17 protein-coding genes are annotated in these 20,167 nt (G+C 36.1%); 9 read left to right on the top strand and 8 right to left on the bottom strand.

The genetic code is table 11. The annotated features are described in order from the left end of the window. The first annotated feature begins 156 nt into the window (after positions 1 to 156). Positions 157 to 1,509 (top strand): class II 3-deoxy-7-phosphoheptulonate synthase, encoded by a 1,353-nt coding sequence (locus PHQ93_RS07415; RefSeq protein WP_367278383.1) that lies wholly within the window; start codon positions 157 to 159, stop codon positions 1,507 to 1,509. 16 nt (positions 1,510 to 1,525) lie between these two features. Here the strand turns inward: PHQ93_RS07415 and abc-f are convergent, their stop codons facing one another. Continuing rightward, the gene (gene abc-f, locus PHQ93_RS07420; protein ID WP_299942705.1) at positions 1,526 to 3,463 is read right to left on the bottom strand and encodes a ribosomal protection-like ABC-F family protein; all 1,938 of its coding nucleotides are present in this window, start codon (positions 3,461 to 3,463) and stop codon (positions 1,526 to 1,528) included. Positions 3,464 to 3,564: 101 nt separating this feature from the next. Here abc-f and PHQ93_RS07425 point away from each other — a divergent pair, with 101 nt between their 5' ends. Next, positions 3,565 to 4,962: an MBL fold metallo-hydrolase RNA specificity domain-containing protein gene (locus PHQ93_RS07425; RefSeq protein ID WP_299942707.1), complete on the top strand. Its 1,398-nt coding sequence runs from the start codon at positions 3,565 to 3,567 to the stop codon at positions 4,960 to 4,962. Positions 4,963 to 4,993: 31 nt separating this feature from the next. Here PHQ93_RS07425 and PHQ93_RS07430 read toward each other — a convergent pair whose 3' ends face one another. Further along, positions 4,994 to 5,302, bottom strand: coding sequence for a hypothetical protein (locus PHQ93_RS07430; RefSeq protein ID WP_299942709.1), 309 nt, complete (start codon positions 5,300 to 5,302; stop codon positions 4,994 to 4,996). A 169-nt stretch (positions 5,303 to 5,471) separates the two neighbouring features. Here PHQ93_RS07430 and htpG point away from each other — a divergent pair, with 169 nt between their 5' ends. Beyond that, on the top strand, positions 5,472 to 7,367 hold the full coding sequence (gene htpG / locus PHQ93_RS07435) for a molecular chaperone HtpG (protein WP_299942711.1): 1,896 nt from the start codon (positions 5,472 to 5,474) through the stop codon (positions 7,365 to 7,367). Positions 7,368 to 7,465: 98 nt separating this feature from the next. Then, positions 7,466 to 7,972 carry a hypothetical protein gene (locus PHQ93_RS07440; RefSeq protein ID WP_299942713.1) on the top strand — a complete coding sequence of 169 codons (507 nt, stop codon included), beginning with the start codon at positions 7,466 to 7,468 and terminating at the stop codon, positions 7,970 to 7,972. A gap of 6 nt (positions 7,973 to 7,978) precedes the next feature. Here the strand turns inward: PHQ93_RS07440 and PHQ93_RS07445 are convergent, their stop codons facing one another. Both PHQ93_RS07445 and PHQ93_RS07450 read right to left on the bottom strand, forming a co-directional pair. After that, entirely contained in the window at positions 7,979 to 8,287 is a 309-nt protein-coding gene (locus PHQ93_RS07445; RefSeq protein ID WP_299942715.1) for a hypothetical protein, read from the bottom strand. Positions 8,288 to 8,385: 98 nt separating this feature from the next. Next, the gene (locus tag PHQ93_RS07450; protein ID WP_299942717.1) at positions 8,386 to 8,703 is read right to left on the bottom strand and encodes a DUF3817 domain-containing protein; all 318 of its coding nucleotides are present in this window, start codon (positions 8,701 to 8,703) and stop codon (positions 8,386 to 8,388) included. Positions 8,704 to 8,879: 176 nt separating this feature from the next. On the opposite strand from PHQ93_RS07450, the gene PHQ93_RS07455 reads away from it, so the two are divergent. After that, a complete protein-coding gene (locus tag PHQ93_RS07455; protein WP_299942719.1) occupies positions 8,880 to 9,095 on the top strand; it encodes an OadG family transporter subunit in 216 nt (71 codons plus the stop codon). 6 nt (positions 9,096 to 9,101) lie between these two features. Then, complete coding sequence (locus PHQ93_RS07460) at positions 9,102 to 10,931, top strand: biotin/lipoyl-containing protein (protein ID WP_299942721.1); 1,830 nt, start codon at positions 9,102 to 9,104, stop codon at positions 10,929 to 10,931. A 66-nt stretch (positions 10,932 to 10,997) separates the two neighbouring features. Here the strand turns inward: PHQ93_RS07460 and PHQ93_RS07465 are convergent, their stop codons facing one another. The 3 genes from PHQ93_RS07465 to PHQ93_RS07475 form a co-directional block, all read right to left on the bottom strand. Beyond that, entirely contained in the window at positions 10,998 to 12,374 is a 1,377-nt protein-coding gene (locus tag PHQ93_RS07465; protein ID WP_299942724.1) for a sensor histidine kinase, read from the bottom strand. A gap of 16 nt (positions 12,375 to 12,390) precedes the next feature. Continuing rightward, entirely contained in the window at positions 12,391 to 13,908 is a 1,518-nt protein-coding gene (locus tag PHQ93_RS07470; protein WP_299942726.1) for a response regulator, read from the bottom strand. 72 nt (positions 13,909 to 13,980) lie between these two features. Continuing rightward, positions 13,981 to 14,925 (bottom strand): chemotaxis protein, encoded by a 945-nt coding sequence (locus PHQ93_RS07475; protein ID WP_299942728.1) that lies wholly within the window; start codon positions 14,923 to 14,925, stop codon positions 13,981 to 13,983. Positions 14,926 to 15,089: 164 nt separating this feature from the next. Between PHQ93_RS07475 and PHQ93_RS07480 the strand changes: the two genes are divergently transcribed. From PHQ93_RS07480 to PHQ93_RS07490, 3 genes are read left to right on the top strand one after another with little or no spacing between them, the layout of a single operon-like run. Continuing rightward, positions 15,090 to 16,841, top strand: a complete 1,752-nt coding sequence (locus PHQ93_RS07480) for a molybdopterin-dependent oxidoreductase (protein WP_299942730.1) — start codon at positions 15,090 to 15,092, stop codon at positions 16,839 to 16,841. Beyond that, positions 16,838 to 18,022, top strand: a complete 1,185-nt coding sequence (locus PHQ93_RS07485) for an aspartate aminotransferase family protein (protein WP_299942732.1) — start codon at positions 16,838 to 16,840, stop codon at positions 18,020 to 18,022. Before PHQ93_RS07480 ends, PHQ93_RS07485 begins: the two co-directional genes overlap by 4 nt. A 29-nt stretch (positions 18,023 to 18,051) precedes the next feature. Next, complete coding sequence (locus tag PHQ93_RS07490) at positions 18,052 to 19,041, top strand: SAM-dependent methyltransferase (protein WP_299942859.1); 990 nt, start codon at positions 18,052 to 18,054, stop codon at positions 19,039 to 19,041. A gap of 35 nt (positions 19,042 to 19,076) precedes the next feature. Here the strand turns inward: PHQ93_RS07490 and PHQ93_RS07495 are convergent, their stop codons facing one another. Further along, positions 19,077 to 20,159: a type IV pilus twitching motility protein PilT gene (locus PHQ93_RS07495; protein ID WP_299942734.1), complete on the bottom strand. Its 1,083-nt coding sequence runs from the start codon at positions 20,157 to 20,159 to the stop codon at positions 19,077 to 19,079. Between the last annotated feature and the right edge of the window lie 8 nt (positions 20,160 to 20,167).

Raw genomic sequence — 20,167 nt, forward strand, 5'->3', positions numbered from 1 at the left:
TCCATAAAAAAATATTTTGCATTATACATTTTTAAGCATAAAAAATAGCTTTTATACTTTTTTATCAAGTTTAAATTTATGGTATCTATATGAATCAGTCCTATTTTAGGTACCGTAATGTATAATCACAAAAAATAGATAATTTAAAAAGGTTTTATTATGAGTATTTGGAGTCCGTCAAGTTGGAGAGAAAAGCCTATTGTGCAACAACCGACTTATCCAAACGAAAATGAATTAAACAGAGTTTTGGCTGAGTTAAGAAATTATCCGCCGCTTGTTTTTGCAGGTGAAGCGCGTTCGCTGAAGAGTCAACTGGCTAATGTTGTAGAAGGTAAAGCATTTTTGCTTCAAGGCGGAGATTGTGCCGAGAGTTTTAGCGAGTTTCATGCTCATAATATTCGCGACACTTTTAAAGCGGTTCTTCAGATGGCGGTAGTCATGACATACGCAGGCGGGCTTCCGGTCGTAAAAGTAGGTCGTTTAGGCGGTCAATTCGCAAAACCTCGCTCAAGCAATACCGAAACAATTGACGGCGTAACGCTTGATGCGTATCGCGGCGATATAATCAACGGTGTTGATTTTACTTCAGAGGCGCGCATACCAGATCCGCAAAGAATGATAAAAGCTTACAACCAATCGGCTGCGACGCTAAATCTACTTCGTGCATTTGCATCGGGCGGTTTGGCTGATTTACATGAAGTTCATAAGTGGAATTTAGATTTTACACATCAGAGCGAGATAAGTAAAAAATATGAAGATTTGGCAGAAGAAATCGGTAAATCTCTAAAGTTTATGGAAGCGTGTGGAATTACATCCAAAACACATAGAACTCTGCGTGAAACTGATTTTTACACCTCTCACGAAGCTCTTTTGCTCCCTTATGAAGAGGCATTTACAAGAAAAGATTCTCTAACGGGAGAGTGGTACGATACTTCTGCGCATATGTTATGGATAGGGGACAGAACTCGCCAGCTTGAGGGTGCACATGTCGAGTATATGAGAGGTATTAAAAACCCTATCGGGTTAAAAGCGGGTCCGTCAATGGATCCTGAAGATTTGGTAAGACTTTGCGATATTTTAAATCCTAATAATGAAGCGGGTCGTCTGAATGTTATTGTAAGAATGGGTGCTGATAAAGTAGCTGATGGTATGCCGAAGCTTATCCACGCAATCGAGAGAGAAGGTAAAAAAGTTCTCTGGAGCTGTGACCCGATGCACGGAAACACCATCAAATCATCAAACAACTTTAAAACTCGTCCTGTGGATTCTATCCTTAGAGAGATGAAGCAGTTTTTCCAAGTGCATAAAGCCGAGGGTACATTTGCAGGCGGTGTTCATTTGGAGATGACGGGTAAAAATGTAACCGAGTGTATAGGCGGTTCATTTGTCGTAACCGAAGAGGATTTAAGTTCTCGTTACCATACTCATTGTGACCCTCGCTTAAACGCAGACCAAGCATTAGAGTTGGCGTTTTTGATAGCGGACACTCTAAAAGAAGCTCAAAAGTAAATAACGCATTTATGCGTTATTTATTTATCTCTTCCTCTTTTAACTGAATAGTCAGTAACTCTTCAACTTTTTGTTCATATAGCTTTTCAAGCTCTTCCAGCTCGCGTGCAAGTTGCATTATGCCTATCTTCTCGTAGCATGCGGGATTTGCCAAACAGCTGTTTTTTTCTTCTAGTTTTGCTTCAAGCTCTTCTATCTCAAGAGGCAGTTTTTCCAGTGCGATCTTCTCTTTAAAAGTAAGTTTTAACTCTTTTGGTTTGCTCTCTTTTATTTTCGGCTCTGCTTTTTGACTCTCTTTCTCCATATCGCTAAGCTCTTTTAACTCTTTTTCAAGTTCCAAATACTCGGAGTAGTTCTGGTAACTCTCTTCAATATGCTTATCTTCTTTAAAAATAAAGAGTTTTTTTGCAATCTTATCTACGAAATATCTATCGTGGCTTACTATGATTACCGCTCCGCTAAAGTTGGTTAACTGCTCTTCTAAAATGTTTATGGTCGGGATATCCAAATCGTTTGTCGGCTCATCGAGTATGAGAATATCGACATTTTTTGTAAAGAGCAGGGCTAATGCGATACGGTTTTTTTCACCGCCGCTGAGGATGCCTATCTTTTTATCTAAAAACTCTCTTGGAAAAAGAAAGTTTTTTAAGTAACCGTAAACATGCATATCGCGACCGCGAACACTTACACGATCCCCTCCGTGAGGGCAAAAAGTCTCTATAAGATTTTTATCGTCATCAAGCATTTCGCGATGCTGATCAAAGTAGCCTATTTTGAACTCACCTCTTTTTATGGTTCCGCTTGTCGGTTGTATGCGTCCTAAAAGAGCTTTAAGCAGGGTTGATTTGCCGCTTCCGTTTGGACCTACTATGGCTATTACATCTTTTTGAAGGATTCTGGTAGTGAAATTTTTTAAAAGTTCTTTGTCTCCGAGTGTTAAACCCAAATTTTCCACTTCAAAGAGCATTTTTTGTTTGTTTACACTTTTGTCACGATTGAAGTGTTTAGCTTCACGTTCTAGCTCCAGTGTCATTTTTTTAATTTTAGATGGGTTTGTTTTTGCATCTTCTCTAAGAGACATAAGTCGCTCTTTGCGACCTTCGTTTCTTTTTAGTCTTGCTTTTACGCCTCTTGAAAACCACTCATTTTCTCTCTTTAGAATTGTCAGCAGAGTTTCATGCTGTTTCTCTAAAGTTCGCATATACTCCTCTTTTTGAGTCAAGTAACTGCTATAACCGCCGCTATACTCCCTAATAGAACAATCTTCAACTTCAACGCATTTTGTAGCTACTCTATCTATAAAATATCTATCGTGTGAGATAAAAACCAGTGTAAATTTTTCTTTTAAAAGCAACTCTTCTAAAAACTCAACCATATATACATCAAGGTGATTTGTAGGCTCGTCAAGCAGTAAAATATCGGGTTTTTGAAGCAGCAGCGAGGCAAGTGCAACTCTTCTTTGTTCTCCGCCGCTAAGCATAATTACCGGTTTGTCTTCATACTGCACAAGATCAAAATGTTGGATAATTCTCTCAATTTTATCATCTAAATTCCAAGCGTTGTGATGCTCAATATAGCGAGACAGTCTCTCATGTTCGTCGATGAGAAGCTTGTTGTCAAAATCATCGGCGAGCAGCAATGAGAGTTCATCGTATCTTTTTTTTGCACGGTTAAGTTCATCCAAGCCTGCTTCAACAGCTTCTCTTACCGTATCGCCCTCTTTAAACTCAGGTTTTTGGGATAGCATTTTTACTTCTAAATTTTGTCTGCATATCCTCTCACCGCCGTCTTGCTCAAGCGTTCCGTTTACAATCTTCATCAGAGTAGATTTTCCGCTGCCGTTTTTACCGATGATAACGATTCTCTCGCCTTCGTCTACATGAAAATTTACATCGATTAAAATCTTTTGAGCTTCATAATGTTTTGATATATTTAGTAAGTCTATTAGTGCCATAAAGTGTTTTGTCTTTCTTGTTTATTATGTTGAATTATAGTATAAGTTTCATAATAGTTAAATTTGAATATAATCAAGCAGTTTTTATCAAGGATTTAATAATGGTAACTGTAACATCATACGGAGCGGCGCAAACTGTAACGGGTTCGTGTCACTTGCTCAAGATAGGCTCTATACGAATATTGATTGATTGCGGTATGTTTCAAGGCAATGGCGGTGATGAAAAAAATTATAAGCCTTTTGAGTTTATCCCATCAAAAATAGACTACCTTATCTTGACTCACGCGCATCTTGACCATATCGGAAGAGTACCAAAGCTGGTAAAAGACGGATTTCACGGTACTATAATTTCTACGGAGGCAACTTGCGAGATAGCAAAAATAATGCTTCTTGACAGCGCTTCTATACTCCAAGAAGAGTATAAAACGATAAGAAAAAAAGCTCGAAGACGCGGTGAAGAGGATAGTATATTTGAGCCTCTATATAGCAAAGAAGATGTAAAAGAGGTTTTTGCTAAAAAATGGTGCACGCTTGAGTATTTTGAAGAGCATAAGCTAAAACAGCATATAAGGGTGTCTTTGGGCAATGCAGGACATATCATGGGTAGTGCTTTTGTTATGATTGATTATCAAGAGGAGAATCAACATAAGCGAATTGTATTTTCAGGTGATATAGGCTCCCCACAGAGGATGATAATAGACAGCCGCGACAATATCGGCGAAGCGGATTCACTCTTTATCGAGTCAACATACGGAGATCGTAATCACAAACCGTTAGAGCAAAGCATAGAGGAGTTTAAAGAGGCGGTTGTCTCAACGCTTAAACATAACGGCAGTGTTCTAATCCCTTCTTTTGCGTTAGAGAGAACACAGGAGATACTGTGGCTGCTTCACGGGATGCATGACAACGGAGAACTGCCTAAGTGCCGTATCTTTCTCGATAGTCCGCTTGCTATAAAAGCGACAAAACTCTACAATCGTTACCCGATTCATCTGAGTGACGAGGTTGAATATTCAACCGGAAGCGGAAAAGATCCGTTTTCATTTGCATGGCTTGAACCGACTACTACAAGAGAACAATCAGTAGCAATAAATAGAGTAAAAGAGAAGTGTATAATAATTGCAGGCAGCGGTATGTGTAACGGCGGTCGTATAATGCACCACTTAAAACATAGACTTTGGAATCCAAAAAATGCAGTCGTCTTTGTCGGATATCAGGTTAAAGAAACATTAGGACGAAGCATAGTTGACGGTGAAAAACTAATCAAAATTTACGGTGAAGATATCGCCGTAAAAGCTAAAGTTTATACTATTAACGGCTTTTCGGCTCATGCGGATCAGAGTGAGTTGATTGAGTGGATAAGACCGATTGAGGGTATAAAAAATCTTTGTTTGATTCACGGTGAAGTCGATAAAATGGAAGTATTTGCCGATGTCATTAAAAGAGAATTGGGACATGATAGCTGCATTATGGTTCACGGCGTTCCTATGAAGCTCTAATGAGTTTCATAATACAATCTTAAGGGAGGCTCTAATGAGCCTCATAGCATAACTCTTTTGCCGTATACCAGTCGGCTATCCCTTTATCGTTATAGTGATACTCTCTTTGAGCATGGGGAATTACGCTGTTTCGTAGTTTTGAACGAACTATGCCCATTACTATAAAAGTTAGAACTAGAGTTAGCATCGCTATAAAATAGTCATACATATACCATGCTGCCAAACTAGATAGCGGCGTAGTAAATTGTAAAAATAGTTTCAGTAAAAAAGAGATAAATTTACATTTTTTTGAATAAAGCTTAGGCGTCGGCTCAAGCATGTCTATAAAATTATCCGACATATCATTCTCCTGTAAAAAATCTATTTTAAAATTATATCAAAAAAAATATTAATAAATTTTAGACTAAATATAGTTGAGTAGACTAGACTAAATCAAGTTGATTTGATTTGTACTCATTAACTTTTTTTTGTTAGAATCACAAAATATTTTAACCAAAAGGATTCAAAAGATGGCAAAACATCAGTTTCAAACAGAAGCAAATCAAATATTAAATCTTATGATACACTCGCTATATTCAAATAAAGAGATATTTATTCGTGAGTTGGTTTCAAACGCATCAGATGCGCTTGATAAATTAAATATGTTGGTTTTAACTAATGATACTTATAAAGGCGTAAATTTTGTTCCTCGTATAGATATCGTAGCAAATAAAGAGACAAAAACTCTAACTATCAAAGATAGCGGTATCGGTATGAACGAAGAGGACTTGATGAATAATCTAGGTACTATCGCAAAGTCCGGTACGAAAGCGTTTTTAGAAAATCTAACGGGCGACCAAAAAAAAGATTCAAATCTTATCGGTCAATTCGGGGTAGGTTTTTATGCTTGTTTTATGGTTGCGCATAGAGTTGAAGTAACAACAAAAAAAGCGGGCGAAGAGCAGGCTTATCTATGGATAAGCAAAGGTGATGGCGAGTTTGAGATAGAGCATACGACGCAAGACGGTCACGGTACAACGATAGTTATGCATTTAAACGATGATGAGAGTGAATTTTTAGATAGTTATAGAATCCAAAATATTATCAAAAAATATTCAAATCATATACCGTTTCCAATTTTTATGGATAAAGAGAAGTTTATTGCAGCCCTAAAGGATGATGATGGCAAAGAGACAGAGCCTTCAAGAACAGAGATAGAAAATGTACAAATCAACCGTGCAAACGCACTTTGGACAATTTCAAAAAATGAGATAAGCGATGAAGAGTACAAAGATTTTTACAGCTCAATCGCTCACTCCTCAGAAGAGCCTCTTGCTTGGATGCATAACAAAGCCGAAGGTGCCATAGAGTATACGACACTCTTTTATATCCCGTCAAAAGCACCGATGGATTTGTATAGAGTAGATTATCAAACGGGTATAAAACTCTACATCAATCGCGTGTTTATCACCGATGACGAAAAAGAGCTTATGCCTACATACCTCAGATTTTTACGCGGTGTGATTGACTCTAAAGATTTGCCTCTAAATGTATCCCGTGAGATTTTGCAATCAAACGCGGTTATGGCAAAAATCAAAAATGCTTCCGTTAAAAAAGTTCTCTCTGAACTATCTAAAATGGCGAAAAACGATGCTAAAAAGTATGATGACTTCTTTGCACAGTTTGGCAATGTTTTAAAAGAGGGAATTTACAGCGATTACGGTAATCGTGAAAAAATCTTAGAGCTTATGAAGTTTAATACTCTAAACTCAAGCCAAAAGGTTATGATAGAGGATTTTGTAAAAACCGTAGATGAAGCTAAAAAAGAGATTTACTATATTACGGGTAAAACTTCGCTCTCAATGCTTAGAAATTCACCGTCATTAGAGAGATTTAAGTCTCGCGGCATAGATGTTTTAGTTTTAAATGAAGAGATAGATACCATAATTTTCCCGATGGTAACGGAGTATAAAGAGTATAAGCTAGTGCATGTCAGCGATGCTAAGTTTGAAGAGAATGAAAATGATAAAAAAGCTCACCAAGAGAGTGCCAAATCATTTGAAAGTCTAACTAAAGAGCTAAAAGACGCGCTCGGCGAGAGTGTAAAATCGGTTGAAGTGACTTTTGATTTGGTCGACTCTCCGGTAAAACTCAAAGAGGATAAAGAAGATTCGGCTTATATGATGGCTAAAATTATGAGACAGATGGGACAAGGTTCAGAGATGCCGACTCCGGCACCTATTTTACAGATAAATCCTAACCATGATTTGATTATAAAGTTGAAAAATTCCGTAGATCAAAACTTGATTAACGATGCAGCGCATGTACTTCTTGATCAGGCAAAACTTTTTGACGGAGTTGAGCTTGAAGATACGGCAGGCTTTATTTCAAGATTAAATAGAATTATTGCAAAGGCTGTTGTATAATTTCTTATTATGAGTGCTTTTGTAGCACTCATAAATTGTTTATATAGTTTTTTGTTGTTAAATTATGATAAAGAAAAAAATTATGATATTGTATGTTTATGGATAATAAATACAAAGATAAGAGACGGCCTGAAAATGCCGAACTTCGGCGCAAGATAGATAGATTGCTCGATGAGGGAGAATCTTTTATTAAAGAAAATCTTCAACATTTAGAAATATCCGATTATCGCTATGAAGTTGCTGAAGCAATAGAAGAGTTGTCTTTGGATGAAGAGATTATCCGTCAGCTTATAGAAGATTATGTAATTCAAATTTTAAAATCAAAAATAGCTTTTTATAAATATATTCACGAATTAAAAAAAGATGAATTAGAGGGTAAGAGTTTAGATTATACAAATGTTAGAAATCTTGCGCATAAAAACTTGGGAGTTGTTAGAAATCTTCGAATTAAAGACGCCCAAAAGCTGCTTGAAGTGATAATGCATGAGGATGATTTGGACTATTTAAGACTTTGCATAAAAGCTTTAGAGATGTCTGCAGTTAAGTTAAACCCGCTCTGCGCTTATGAAACGCTAAAGCTAATCGAAGTTAAAAAATCTTTATAGTTTTTATTAATCTAATTTGTTTAACTGATTTGTAGTCATATATATCCAAAACTCTTTATGCGTATAACCTTTATCTAAAAAAAATATCTGCAAAATCGCAACTCTATAAAGTGTAACTATCATCTTTGCATACGGTATAAAAAGACTAAGGCTGACAAATAGCGATTGTTCTTTGTCGCCTTTTAGTTTAATCATCTCCTGCATACCTATATTTTTACTAAGGTACATTCCAAAAAGTATAGAAAAAGTAAAATTTAGTATTAATCCAAATATGATATACGCCATTAAATCTTGTTCGTTCATTCCAGCAATCATAAATACATCCCTTTTATTTAATTTAAACGCTAAATGAGCAAAAGCCCATTTAGCTACGCTAGCCGCTATGGCACTAAAGCTTTAATAAAATATTTTAACTAAACAAAACTTTTTAATTCATAAGTTTTAATTTTAGTTTTAGTAAAAAAAGTTCCAAACGGTATAAGCGAAGCTATAAAAAATATCATATTTTCTTTAAATGACCATTCGCTCTCTTGCCATGCTTTTATGAGATATAAACAAAATAGTACAAATAGTATGCCGTGAATCATACCGACTATTTTTACCGCTAAAGCTATTCCAAATAGATATTTTAACGGCATCGCAATAAAAACGAGTGCTAAGTAGGAGTATCCTTCTATTGTATTGATTAACCCAAACTTTACAACATTTTCATTTTTTATAATATGACCCATCTTCGTCCTATTTATTTTTTTATGAATTATATAATCAAAAAGTAACAATCTGACTATTTTTTAACATTACAAAAAGTTGTACAAACTCTTTTTAAACATTAATATTGTAAAGTACCGCGAAAGATGTTAGAAAGGCATATTGATGGAAACCAAACCTTGTAGTAGAGAGTTCTAAAATGGAAGTCGTTTTTTTATTTATCGGAATAATAATTGGGATAGTAGTAAGTAAAACGAATACTGTGTCATGTATTATAAAAAAATTCTATCCTGAAGTAGAGCCTGAAGTAACCCCTGAAGTAAAACCTACATTAAACAATGCTCAAAATCAAGATAATCAAAAAAAAGTAGTTGCTGCAATAACGGCTGCAATTAAATATCATAGAGAAGGTTAAAATAAAATGGCTAAAAAATTTATAGATGTAATGGATACAACATTTAGAGACGGTGTTCAGTCCGTCTTTGGCGGTCGTGTATTGATGAACGATTTTTTTCCGGCTGTTGAAGCGGCAAAAAGAGCGGGAATTACTCACTTTGAATTTGGCGGCGGCGCTAGATTTCAGTCACTCTACTTTTACTTAAGAGAAGATGCATTTGTGATGATGGACAAGTTTCGCAGCATTGTAGGACCGGATGCAAATCTTCAAACATTATCTCGCGGTATTAATACTGTAATGTTAGATACAGGCTCTAAAGAGCTTATAGATTTACATGCAAAAATGTTTAAAAAGCACGGTACGACGACTATTAGAAATTTTGATGCATTAAACGATGTTGAAAATTTAAAATATTCGGCAGAGCGAATAACGCATCATGGATTAAAGCATGAAGTAGTAGTTACAATGATGGATCTGCCTCCGGGTTGTTTTGGTGCTCATACGGTAGAATTTTACGAAAAAACATTACGCGAGATACTAGACAGCGGTATTCCTTATGACAGTATCTGTTTTAAAGATGCATCAGGAACTTCAAATCCTCAAAAAGTTTTTGAAACTATTCAAATGGCAAGACGCTTGATCCCTGAGGGAACACACTTAAGACTTCATACTCATGAAACGGCAGGTGTTTCGGTCGCTGCATATATGGCTGCTCTTGAGGCGGGCGTAGACGGTATTGATTTAGCTGCTGCACCTGTAAGCGGGGGAACTAGTCAACCGGATATTTTAACTATGCTTCATGCTACAAAAGGGATGAATTATGACCTTGGCGGACTTGAGATAGATAAAGTATTGACTTATGAAAAAGAGCTTCAACACTGTTTATCAGACTATTTTATGCCTCCTGAAGCAACAATGGTTTCTCCGATTATTCCATTCTCTCCAATGCCAGGCGGAGCGCTTACTGCAAATACTCAAATGATGCGTGATAACGGCATTATGGATAGATTTCCGGAAGTAATCGCTGCTATGACTGAAGTTGTAAAAAAAGGCGGATACGGAACATCTGTTACACCTGTTTCACAATTTTATTTTCAACAAGCGCTTAACAATGTTATGCAAGGTCCATGGAATGCAATCGCTCCGGGATACGGAAGAATGGTTCTGGGTTACTTCGGTAAAACTCCGGTTGCACCTGATCCTGAAGTTGTTAAAATTGCTTCTGAAAAATTAGGTTTAGCGCCTACGACAGAGAAAGCTCTTGATATCGCAAATGCTGATGAGAGTAAATCTTTGGCTACATGGATTGACAAATTAAAAGCAGAAAATATCGAAATAACTGAAGAGAATATTTTTATAGCCGCAGCTTGTCATGAAAAAGGAATCGCTTTTCTAAAAGGTCAAGGTGAACTAATGGTTCGCAAACTGTCGGATATGAAAAAAGAAGAAGAGAAAAAAGAACAAAATAATAAAGAACAAGGGAGTAGAAAAATGGGAAGCGGAAATTATACGGTAGTTGTTGACGGTCAAAAATATAGTGTTCAAGTTGCTGAAGGTGATGTAAATATTCAAGTAACTGCGGTAAACGGCGAGAGCGCAGCAGTTGCTCCTGTAGCAGCTGCTCCAAAAGCGGTAGTAAACGGATTTGAAGTAAAAGCGCTTCTTCCTGGAAATGTATGGAAAATAGTTGCTAATCCGGGTCAAAGCGTAAATGAAGGTGATGTTATCTTAATATTAGAATCTATGAAAATGGAAATAGATGTAGTTGCGCCAAAAAGCGGTATAATTAAATCTATAGATGTTGCAACTAACGATAGAGTAACTGAAGGTCAAGTTATAGCGTTGATGTCATAATTTTAACTTACATCGTTAATGTTTTATTTAGCATTAGCGATGTAAATTTATCTGCCACCTTTAAAATTAATCAAACTCTTTTTTATTATTTGATTTATCCAACGGAATATTTATAGTAAATTTTGCGCCGTTACTGCCGTTTTGAACATCTATCTTACCTTTACAGTGCTCTTCAATAATCATTTTAGACATATACAGACCGATGCCGGTTCCCTCTTTATCTTTTTTTGTACTAAAATACGGCTCGAAAATTTTGCTCATTACCTCATCAGAAATGCCTCCACCGTTATCTTCAATGGTTAATTCTGCATATTTTTCATCTTTGCGTCCCTTAACCCAGATAGTTGCATTTGCAATATTTTTTTCAAGCAGTACATCCTCTGCATTTTTTATAATATTTAACAACACCTGCTTTATTTCCGTGATGTAGGTATATACAAAGATATCATCATCTATATCGGTGCTTATGGTGATGTTTTTTGTTTCTATGCAAGGAGCAATAATTTTAAAACTTTTCTCGACAATATCTTTTAACTCTCCGTGTTCGAGTTTTTTATCGTTTTTAAAAAAATTTCTAAAATCATCAATAGTGCGAGAGAGGTAATTTGCCAGTTCGTCAATAGAGTCTAATTTTGCTTGAAAAAAATCGGCTTTGTAGTTATCCATCATGATATCAAGTGAAAGAGTTCCCGATATTGCCGATATTGATGCTAGCGGTTGACGCCATTGATGAGCAATCATATTAAGCATCTCTCCCATTTGTGCCAGTTTTGATTGTTGAATAATTTGCAGTGTTTTTTCCCTATTTTTATATACTTCATCCATAACACGCTCTTGGAGATCTTTATTTATATCTTCTAACTCTTTTGTTTTTGCTTTTATCTCATTTTCCGTCGGTAAGAATATGAAAAAAGCTTCAAAAGCTAACAGTAGAAGCAACAGTATCAAAAGAAGTGTTTTTATAAATACTATATTTTGGGTTGATTCTTCACTCTCTTTTTGAATCACAAGAGCGTAATTACCGATATTTTTTATTAGAACATCATATTTTTTTTGAAGAAAAACATCAATTTCTTCAATCTTATCATTTCGTTTATCATCAGATATATTTAAAAACTGTTTTACACTTTCAAGATACTCTTTTTTACTCTCTTCTTCAAAAATATACCCTTTGCCTTTTAAGATAAGTTCAGTTCTCTCAAACTCTTCAATCGCCTCCTTTAGAGATTCTTTATGCCCATTTGACACATGGTGAGACATATAATTGATACAGTAAATAATCTTTGCCGTAATCATCTGCTCTTTTGCTACTAGATTTATATCTTGGGCATATTTATCATGGTTTCTGACAAGAGTGATAGTCGTGGTATGAAACAGTAGCGCATATACGGCTACTAGGATTAAAGCGAATGTATACTTTTTTCTTAAGCTTATTTTGTTCATTTCGACTCCTGCTGTTTTATAACGGTGAATTGATATCCGTTGATTTAAACTCACGGATAAGTTCAATTTGGCGATTGGAGAGGTACTCTCTTATATTGTTTAGATTTTTTTTGTCAAGCTCATAAATAAGTACGATATTGTAGTCATATTTGTTTTCGTCAATTCTATAAACTTTGCCTAATGTGATAAATGACATCGGTTTTCCTTTTAGTTTTAGAAATATGGCTACTTTAACCGTTGTGCCGATTTCTATTCCTGCGGGCAACGCATCAATTTTTATTTTTACGGAGACTTCAGAAATGTCTACAATATGAGTTTCACCTGGAAATTTTATATTTTTATAATAGAGTGTACATCCGTGATCAAGATCAGGCTCTAGGCGGGTGTATTTTCTGTCTGCCGCACTTCTTGATGCAAAAGAGAAATCATCTATAACAATTATTTGAGTGTCGGAGTCAACATTTTTGATGGATTTACATACGATGTCTTTTGGAAATATTTCAGAAGTGATTGTCATAAATCTGGTAATTTGCACAATTTTCAGTTGAGTATTTACTGTTTTTAACGAGAAATTATTTTCATTTATATCTATAATAACGGCGGGATTTATAATAGTCAACCCTTTATAAAAATTGTGTATTTTTATCTCTGCAGAGTTATCTTTTATAACTTTTAGCAAAGATAAAATAGCTGTTTTATCTTTGGAATTTTCATCATCTCTTGATGCATTTACATCAAATAGAGTCATCAGATTTAACTCGGTTACATCATCAAAAGAGAGTATATAGTGCTTCTTTTTTTGGGGAATCTCTCTAACTTTTAAGATAAGATGTCTTTTTTCGCCTTTATAATTTTGTATTTTTGTGTGAAAAAGTTTTCCCGGATTTTTAATAGCGGTATCTATCCATTTAGATGATGGCGTAGTATATAAAAATTCTTTATGTTCAAGCAGCAATTTGTCGATGTTACTATGCTCCTTTGTAAACTCATCTATACTCTCTACGCCAAAGAACTCATTAAAACGCTGATTTACCAAAACAAATTTATCTTCATGCATCATGATTACTATATTGTTTTGATAGTTAAAAATATTTTGAAGCTGATTTAAAAATATACGGCTGTTTTCGTCTTTTTGTATTGCTATGGTTGCATTATATATAGCATCTACAAGTTCAGGAGCTTTTGCAGGTTTGTGTAGATAGGAAAATACACCCAGTTCAAGAGCTTTGTAAAGGTCTTCTTTTTCATCGTAAGCTGAGAGGATAATTATTTTACACTCCAACTCTAACGCTTTGATTTTTTTTATCATTTCAAAGCCGCTCATTATGGGCATATTTACATCTGTTATAACGATTTTGGGTTTATGCTTAATATATTCGTTATAGCCTTGCTCGCCGTCATATGCTACATATACATTATCAAATATTCTACTTAAGAGTGTCTCCATATTTTTAGATAAACCTTGATTGTCTTCCACATACAAGATGCCGATATCTTTTGATAGTTTTTTTATTGTCTCTATTTTTTCATTCATAGTGTTGCTACCTATTGGTAAATGTATTAGATTTTATTATAAAATGCCTTTGGCTGAAATTAGAAGTACCTATTAATTTTTATTCATAATCTCTACAATCAGCGGAATAATATTTTGACTTTTTGTTTTGTCTATAAAGCCGTCAGCTCCCAAAACTTCCGCTTCTCTTTTATTGTTAAGTCCGGTCATAGAGCTGTTTACTATAACAGGTATATTTTTTGTTTTTAAACTGCCCTTTAGCAGTTTTACAACCGTAAAACCGGACATCTCCGGCATCTCTATATCCGTAATAATCGCCGGTATCTCCGAAACATTATCGCCCAATGAGTTTATATAATCAACTAGTAGTTTTCCATTGTCAAATAGTCTCATTGAAAGATTTGCATGTTCAAAAATTTGTTTGAGATGTTTTTGTGCCGTTTTAGAATCTTCGGCTATTAAAACCGTTCCATTTTTTAGCTTTTGTGGTATATTAAAATCTTTTAGATTTGCAGGTGATTCAGATACATCCACCATAGCTTGTGGGATAACATCGGCTAAGAGTTTTTCATAATCCAGTACAAGGCACAAGCTGCCGTCTTCAAGCCTAGTGTCGTTGATAACGACATTGTCTTCGCCGATTCTGTAGCTATCAGGGGCATGCATCTCATTCCAATTTTTCTTCAAAACTCTATAAGCCGACATAATTCTAAGTCCGATTACGATACCGTTAAAATCGCAAATAAGAATATTTGATTTATCAATATCCTCTTTATTTAGGGTTGTTCCAAGCCACAGCGGAAGGTTTAGTATGGGAATTTGCATTCCGCGCAGAATTATCGTGCCTTCTAACATTTTATGGGATGAGGGAATTTGAGTAATATGGTGATTTTTAGATTCCACTACTTCTCTCGTTTTAAAAACATTGATAGCGTAATAAGCGGAGTCAGGTTTATCGCTGACTCTAAATACTAAAAGTTGAACTTCATTGTTTTTAGCCAGATTTGTAGCAGCATCGACATTATCTAAAACGGACATTTAAACCCTTTATGTTTTGGTTATTTAATATCGGTAGATAGTACCGAAAATATAATGAATTATGCTTGAATATTAGTAATGAAATGATAAAATGCCCATGATTATTCGAAGGTATTGTTAATGAAAATTTTTATGTTAATTTTATTAAATATAAATAAAAGATTTTGGATTGGTTGTTTATGATGAGTAGTGTTACGGCGTGTCCGCTTGACTGTTATGATGCATGCGAGATAGTTTTTGAAAACGGCAGATTAAAAGGTTTAAAAAACGGTTATACACAGGGATTTTTATGTCCGCATCTAAACCATTTTGATAAGCATGAGTTTATAAAAAAACCGAGATATAACGGTAGAGAAATTTCCATTCAAGAGGCATTGGCAATTCTAAAAGAGATGATAAAAGAGAGTCAAAAAGATGAGATTCTGCACTACAGAGGAAGCGGAAACTTTGCTCTGATGCAAGAGGTTACGGATCATTTTTTTGCTTCCTACGGTGCCACACTTACAGAGGGAACTTTATGTGACGGAGCAGGAGAAGCAGGAATAGAAGAAGGAAGAGGGAGCAATAAAAATATGCCTATTACGGAGGTTGCAAAGTCCGATGTAGTCATATTTTGGGGAAGAAATCCTCATACGACTTCAAGCCATGTCTTGCCGCTTATAAAAAACAAAACCGTTATCGTTATAGATCCGGTAAAAACCCAAATAGCAAAGACGGCAGATGTCCATATCCAACTAAAGCCTCATACGGATATATTTTTAGCAATGCTGCTTAGCCGTTTTTTACACATAGAAAACGGGTGTGACGAGGAGTTTTTAGAGAAGTATGCAAGCGAATATGAAGATTATTATGAGCTGACGCAAAATATAAGGATAAAAGCTGTTTTAGATCAAATGGATGTCTCTATCGGTCAGCTTGGAGATGTTCTTAGGTTGGTAAAAGATAAGAAAGTCGCTATCGTTTGCGGTGTAGGTATCCAAAAATATAGTGACGGTGCGGATGTTATGAGAGCGATTGATGCTTTTGCCGCGATGCTGGGGCTATTTGGCAAAGAGGGGTGTGGAGTTAGTTATCTCGGCTCTTCGAGAGCAAACATAGTCTCGCCTTTTAATAAAAAAAGCAAAAAGGTTTCTAAAGTAAATACGGAGTTTAGCGATTTTAAAACCGTTTTTATTCAGGGCGCAAATCCTCTTTCGCAAATGCCGAATTCCACAAGAGTAAAAGAGACCATAAGCAAGGTAAGAAATATTGTCTATTTTGGACTTTATGAGAATGAAACAAGCGAAATGGCAAATCTAATCATTCCTGCTAAGAGTTTTTTATATAAAGATGACATTAGAACATCATATTCTCATAATAAAATGTCGTTTATGCCTAAAGTTGCACAAAGCGATATAGGTATAAGCGAGTATGATTTGAGCGCATATTTGTGCAGAGAGTTCGGTGTTGAGCTGCAAAGCGAAGAGTTTTATATAAAACATTTTAGAAACTTTGCGGTGCAGAGAATCGACGGCTCTTGGTATGTGGAAAATAGAGAAGAGATTCCCTATATAGACGGTTTTGATACTGATGACGGAGAATTTGCGTTTTTAGACGAACTTGACTCAAAAGTAGATGAAGAGGGCAGTATGTATCTTATCACATGCAAGAGTCCGACAAGCCTAAACTCTCAGTTTAATCGCAGCGAGCATGTTTATCTGCATAGTTCTTTGGGATTTTGCGAAGGAGAACTTGTGACTATTAGTTCGGTTGATGGGAGCGTTAGCTTAAGAGTTAAACACAATAATGATTTAAGAGAGGATTGTGTTTTAATCTACAGCGGTACGAGAGGTGTAAATAATTTAACGACCAAAAAGCATTCATTAAGTGCAAAGAGTGCAATATTTCAAGAAAATAAGGTGGAAATCAGAAGATGAACAATATAAAAGATTTAGATAAAAAATATGTTTTGCCGACTTATGCAAGAGCGGATGTAGAGTTTGTGAGCGGTAATAATGCAAGACTTGTTGATGCAGAGGGTAAGAATTATGTAGATTTTGCTTCGGGCATAGCGGTTTGCAGTGTCGGACATGCAAATAAGAGAGTAAATGATGCTATTTGTAAGCAAATATCAAATATAACACATACATCAAACCTCTACTATATCGCTCCGCAAGCAAAAGCCGCCGAGAAAATTGTTGAGGCTAGCGGATACGATATGAAATGCTTTTTCGGTAACAGCGGGGCAGAGGCAAATGAAGGGGCTATAAAGATAGCTAGAAAGTTCGGCGAAAAAGACGGCGAGTTAAAGAGATATAAGGTTATAACGCTTCAGCACTCTTTTCACGGAAGAACGATTACGACGGTAAAAGCGACGGGTCAAGAAAAAATGCATAACTATTTCGGACCTTATCCCGACGGGTTTGTTTACGCGGACAATATAGACCATGTCGAGAGTCTTGTTGATGATCGCACTTGTGCGGTTATGATAGAGCTTGTTCAAGGAGAGGGCGGAGTTCAGCCTTTAGATAGAGAAGCGGTTCAAAAGCTTGCAAAGTTTTTAAAATCAAAAAATGTTTTGCTAATCATCGATGAGGTGCAGACGGGAGTTTACAGAACTGGTAAATTTTTGGCATCAAACTACTATGACATTGAACCTGACATAGTAACTTTGGCAAAAGGTTTAGGCGGCGGAGTACCAATCGGCGTTGTTATGACAACTCTAAAAGATATCTTTAACGCAGGGGACCATGGTTCTACTTTTGGCGGGAACTTTTTAAGCACGGTTGCGGCATGTGAAGTTGTAGATATTTTAAATGAGATTTATGCAAGCGGCGAGCTTCAGAGTATGATTAACTATTTTGATAGTGAATTAGAGAAATTTTATAGCGCTCATAGAGATATATTTACTTCAAAAGTCGGTATAGGTATGATGTGCGGATTACGCGTCAAAGACGGCGAAACTTTAACAAAAGTAATCTCAAATGCAAGAGAAGAGGGTGTTATAGTGCTTAAAGCAGGACGAGACACGCTTAGACTTTTACCGGCTTTAACAATTACAAAAGAGGAAATAGATGAAGGTTTTATGTGCCTCAATCGAGCTGTTAGTTCTCTTTGAGTTATTGACGCTAAATGAGATGTAAGATGATAAAATTTAGCGACTATATGAGCGAATGGCTATACGGCAAAGACGGCTACTATGCAACCTATAAAAACATCGGAAAGAGCGGGGATTTTTATACGGCAGTAAGTACGAGTAAATTTTTTGGCGGGACGATTGCAAAACATATCATCTCTTTAGTCGATGAGGGTTTTTTGGATGAAGAGGGTGTCGTTTGTGAAATCGGAGCGCATCACGGCTATTTTTTAGCGGATGTGATAGAGTTTATATATACTCTTAGACCAAAACTGCTGAGTAGTTTAAAATTTGCGATAATCGAGAGATTTGACTCGCTTCAAGAGTTTCAGAAGAACTACTTTTTTGAGAGTTTCGGCGATGCCATAAAGCTTACCCACTATAAATCTTTAAGCGAGCTAAAGTGTAAAAATGCTTTTTTTATAGCAAATGAGATATTTGATGCGTTCCCGTGCGAACTCTACTACAAAGGCAAAAGTGCAAGAGTTGAGCGGCATGAAGTTGTTTTTGATGTAGATGATGAGTGGGTAGAACAAAAAGCAAAAAAGTACCATAAAGATAGAGGCGAAATAGCAAAAGGATATGAAGAGTTCGCCATTGAGATGGCATCGTCATGCAAAAAATTTGAGTTTATGAGTTTTGATTACGGAGAGATGCAAGCCCGCCCCGATTTTTCACTAAGAGTTTATGCAAAACACGAAGTAATTCCATTTTTCGATGAAAACATAAAAAGAGAAGAACTATTTGCAAAGTCGGATATAACCTATGATGTAACATTTGCCCATGTCAAGGACGCATTTCTTGAAGCGGGGGTAGAGTTTATAGAGCTAAAAGCTCAAATGGTAGCTCTTGTAAATATGGGAATCTTGGAACTTTTAGAGATACTAAAAGAAAAAGCGGATGAGAAAATCTACAAACAAGAGTTGGAAAAGGTAAAAATCTTAATCATGCCGAATTTTTTAGGTGAACGGTTTAAGATGGTAAGGTTTAGAAAAGCTTAAGGTCTTGACATGCGTAAAACATGTCAAAAACTTTTTTACAGATTATGAATAATTTTCATAAGCTCTTCAGGTCTGTTTGAGGCTGTTATCGCAGTCTCTTTTGAGATAACTTTTTTACGCAGCAGAGCTAAAAGTTGATCGGTTTGAGTAGTCATATTCGTCTCATTTTGATTTAACTGCATTTGAGAGTAGATTTGGTGAACTTTGTCTTCTCTAATCAAGTTTTGTATAGCAGGATTTGCTATTAGCACTTCTTGAGTTGCGACTATGCCGCCGCCGATTCTGGGCATAAGAGATTGTGAGATAATAGAGATAAGCGAAGATGCAAGTTGTGCTCTAGCTTGAGCCTGTTCTCCGGAGTCAAATACATCGATAATACGGTTGATTGTTGCAGGTGCCGAATTTGTGTGAAGAGTAGCAAAAACAATATGACCGGTCTCCGCAGCCGTAAGTGCAGCTTCGATCGTCTCTTTATCCCTCATCTCCCCGATTAGTATGACATCGGGATCTTGTCTTAGCGCATACTTAAGTGCCGTTGCAAATGTTCTGGTATTGGCACCGACCTCTCTTTGTGAAAAGAGTGATTTTATGTTTGTGTGGACAAACTCAACAGGATCTTCGATTGTAATGATATGTTTATTTGCCGTCATGTTTATCTCATGAAGCATTGAAGCCAGAGTAGTAGATTTACCGCTACCTGTCGGTCCCGTTACAAGGATTAGACCTTTTTCTCTTTTAACGAGTTCTTTGAAAATAGGGTTGTTGTTAAACTTCTCTAATGGTGGTATGTCTATGGGAATCATACGAAATGCACAAGCAACACCGCCGATTGTACGGTAATAGTTTGCACGAAAACGACCGACATTTTCTAACTCAAAAGAGAAGTCAAGTTCGTCTTTTTCTTCAAATATTTTCTTTTGTTTATCTTCAATAAGCGCATAAGCCATCTCTTCTATCTCTTTAGCGGATAAAATAGGAAGATTGAGAGGTTTTAACGATTTATCAATCCTGATTTGCGGCTCACTTCCGGGAACAAGATGCAAATCCGAGGAGTTAAAGTGCAGAACACTTTTTAGCAGTTTTTTAATGTCGATGGGTTTATTTGTCTCTTCACTCATAATACTCT

The organism is Sulfurimonas sp. (assembly GCF_028714975.1).
Lineage (GTDB): Bacteria > Campylobacterota > Campylobacteria > Campylobacterales > Sulfurimonadaceae > Sulfurimonas.

What these genes read in the sequence shown, in the direction of transcription:
- PHQ93_RS07460 (WP_299942721.1), top strand. Translation starts at nt 9,102, where the DNA reads ATGGCTAAAAAATTTATAGATGTAATGGATACAACATTTAGAGACGGT.
- abc-f (WP_299942705.1), bottom strand. Translation starts at nt 3,463, where the DNA reads ATGGCACTAATAGACTTACTAAATATATCAAAACATTATGAAGCTCAA.
- PHQ93_RS07485 (WP_299942732.1), top strand. Translation starts at nt 16,838, where the DNA reads ATGAACAATATAAAAGATTTAGATAAAAAATATGTTTTGCCGACTTAT.
- PHQ93_RS07470 (WP_299942726.1), bottom strand. Translation starts at nt 13,908, where the DNA reads ATGAATGAAAAAATAGAGACAATAAAAAAACTATCAAAAGATATCGGC.
- PHQ93_RS07495 (WP_299942734.1), bottom strand. Translation starts at nt 20,159, where the DNA reads ATGAGTGAAGAGACAAATAAACCCATCGACATTAAAAAACTGCTAAAA.
- PHQ93_RS07445 (WP_299942715.1), bottom strand. Translation starts at nt 8,287, where the DNA reads ATGATTGCTGGAATGAACGAACAAGATTTAATGGCGTATATCATATTT.
- PHQ93_RS07450 (WP_299942717.1), bottom strand. Translation starts at nt 8,703, where the DNA reads ATGGGTCATATTATAAAAAATGAAAATGTTGTAAAGTTTGGGTTAATC.
- PHQ93_RS07430 (WP_299942709.1), bottom strand. Translation starts at nt 5,302, where the DNA reads ATGTCGGATAATTTTATAGACATGCTTGAGCCGACGCCTAAGCTTTAT.
- PHQ93_RS07465 (WP_299942724.1), bottom strand. Translation starts at nt 12,374, where the DNA reads ATGAACAAAATAAGCTTAAGAAAAAAGTATACATTCGCTTTAATCCTA.
- htpG (WP_299942711.1), top strand. Translation starts at nt 5,472, where the DNA reads ATGGCAAAACATCAGTTTCAAACAGAAGCAAATCAAATATTAAATCTT.
- PHQ93_RS07440 (WP_299942713.1), top strand. Translation starts at nt 7,466, where the DNA reads ATGGATAATAAATACAAAGATAAGAGACGGCCTGAAAATGCCGAACTT.
- PHQ93_RS07455 (WP_299942719.1), top strand. Translation starts at nt 8,880, where the DNA reads ATGGAAGTCGTTTTTTTATTTATCGGAATAATAATTGGGATAGTAGTA.
- PHQ93_RS07475 (WP_299942728.1), bottom strand. Translation starts at nt 14,925, where the DNA reads ATGTCCGTTTTAGATAATGTCGATGCTGCTACAAATCTGGCTAAAAAC.
- PHQ93_RS07425 (WP_299942707.1), top strand. Translation starts at nt 3,565, where the DNA reads ATGGTAACTGTAACATCATACGGAGCGGCGCAAACTGTAACGGGTTCG.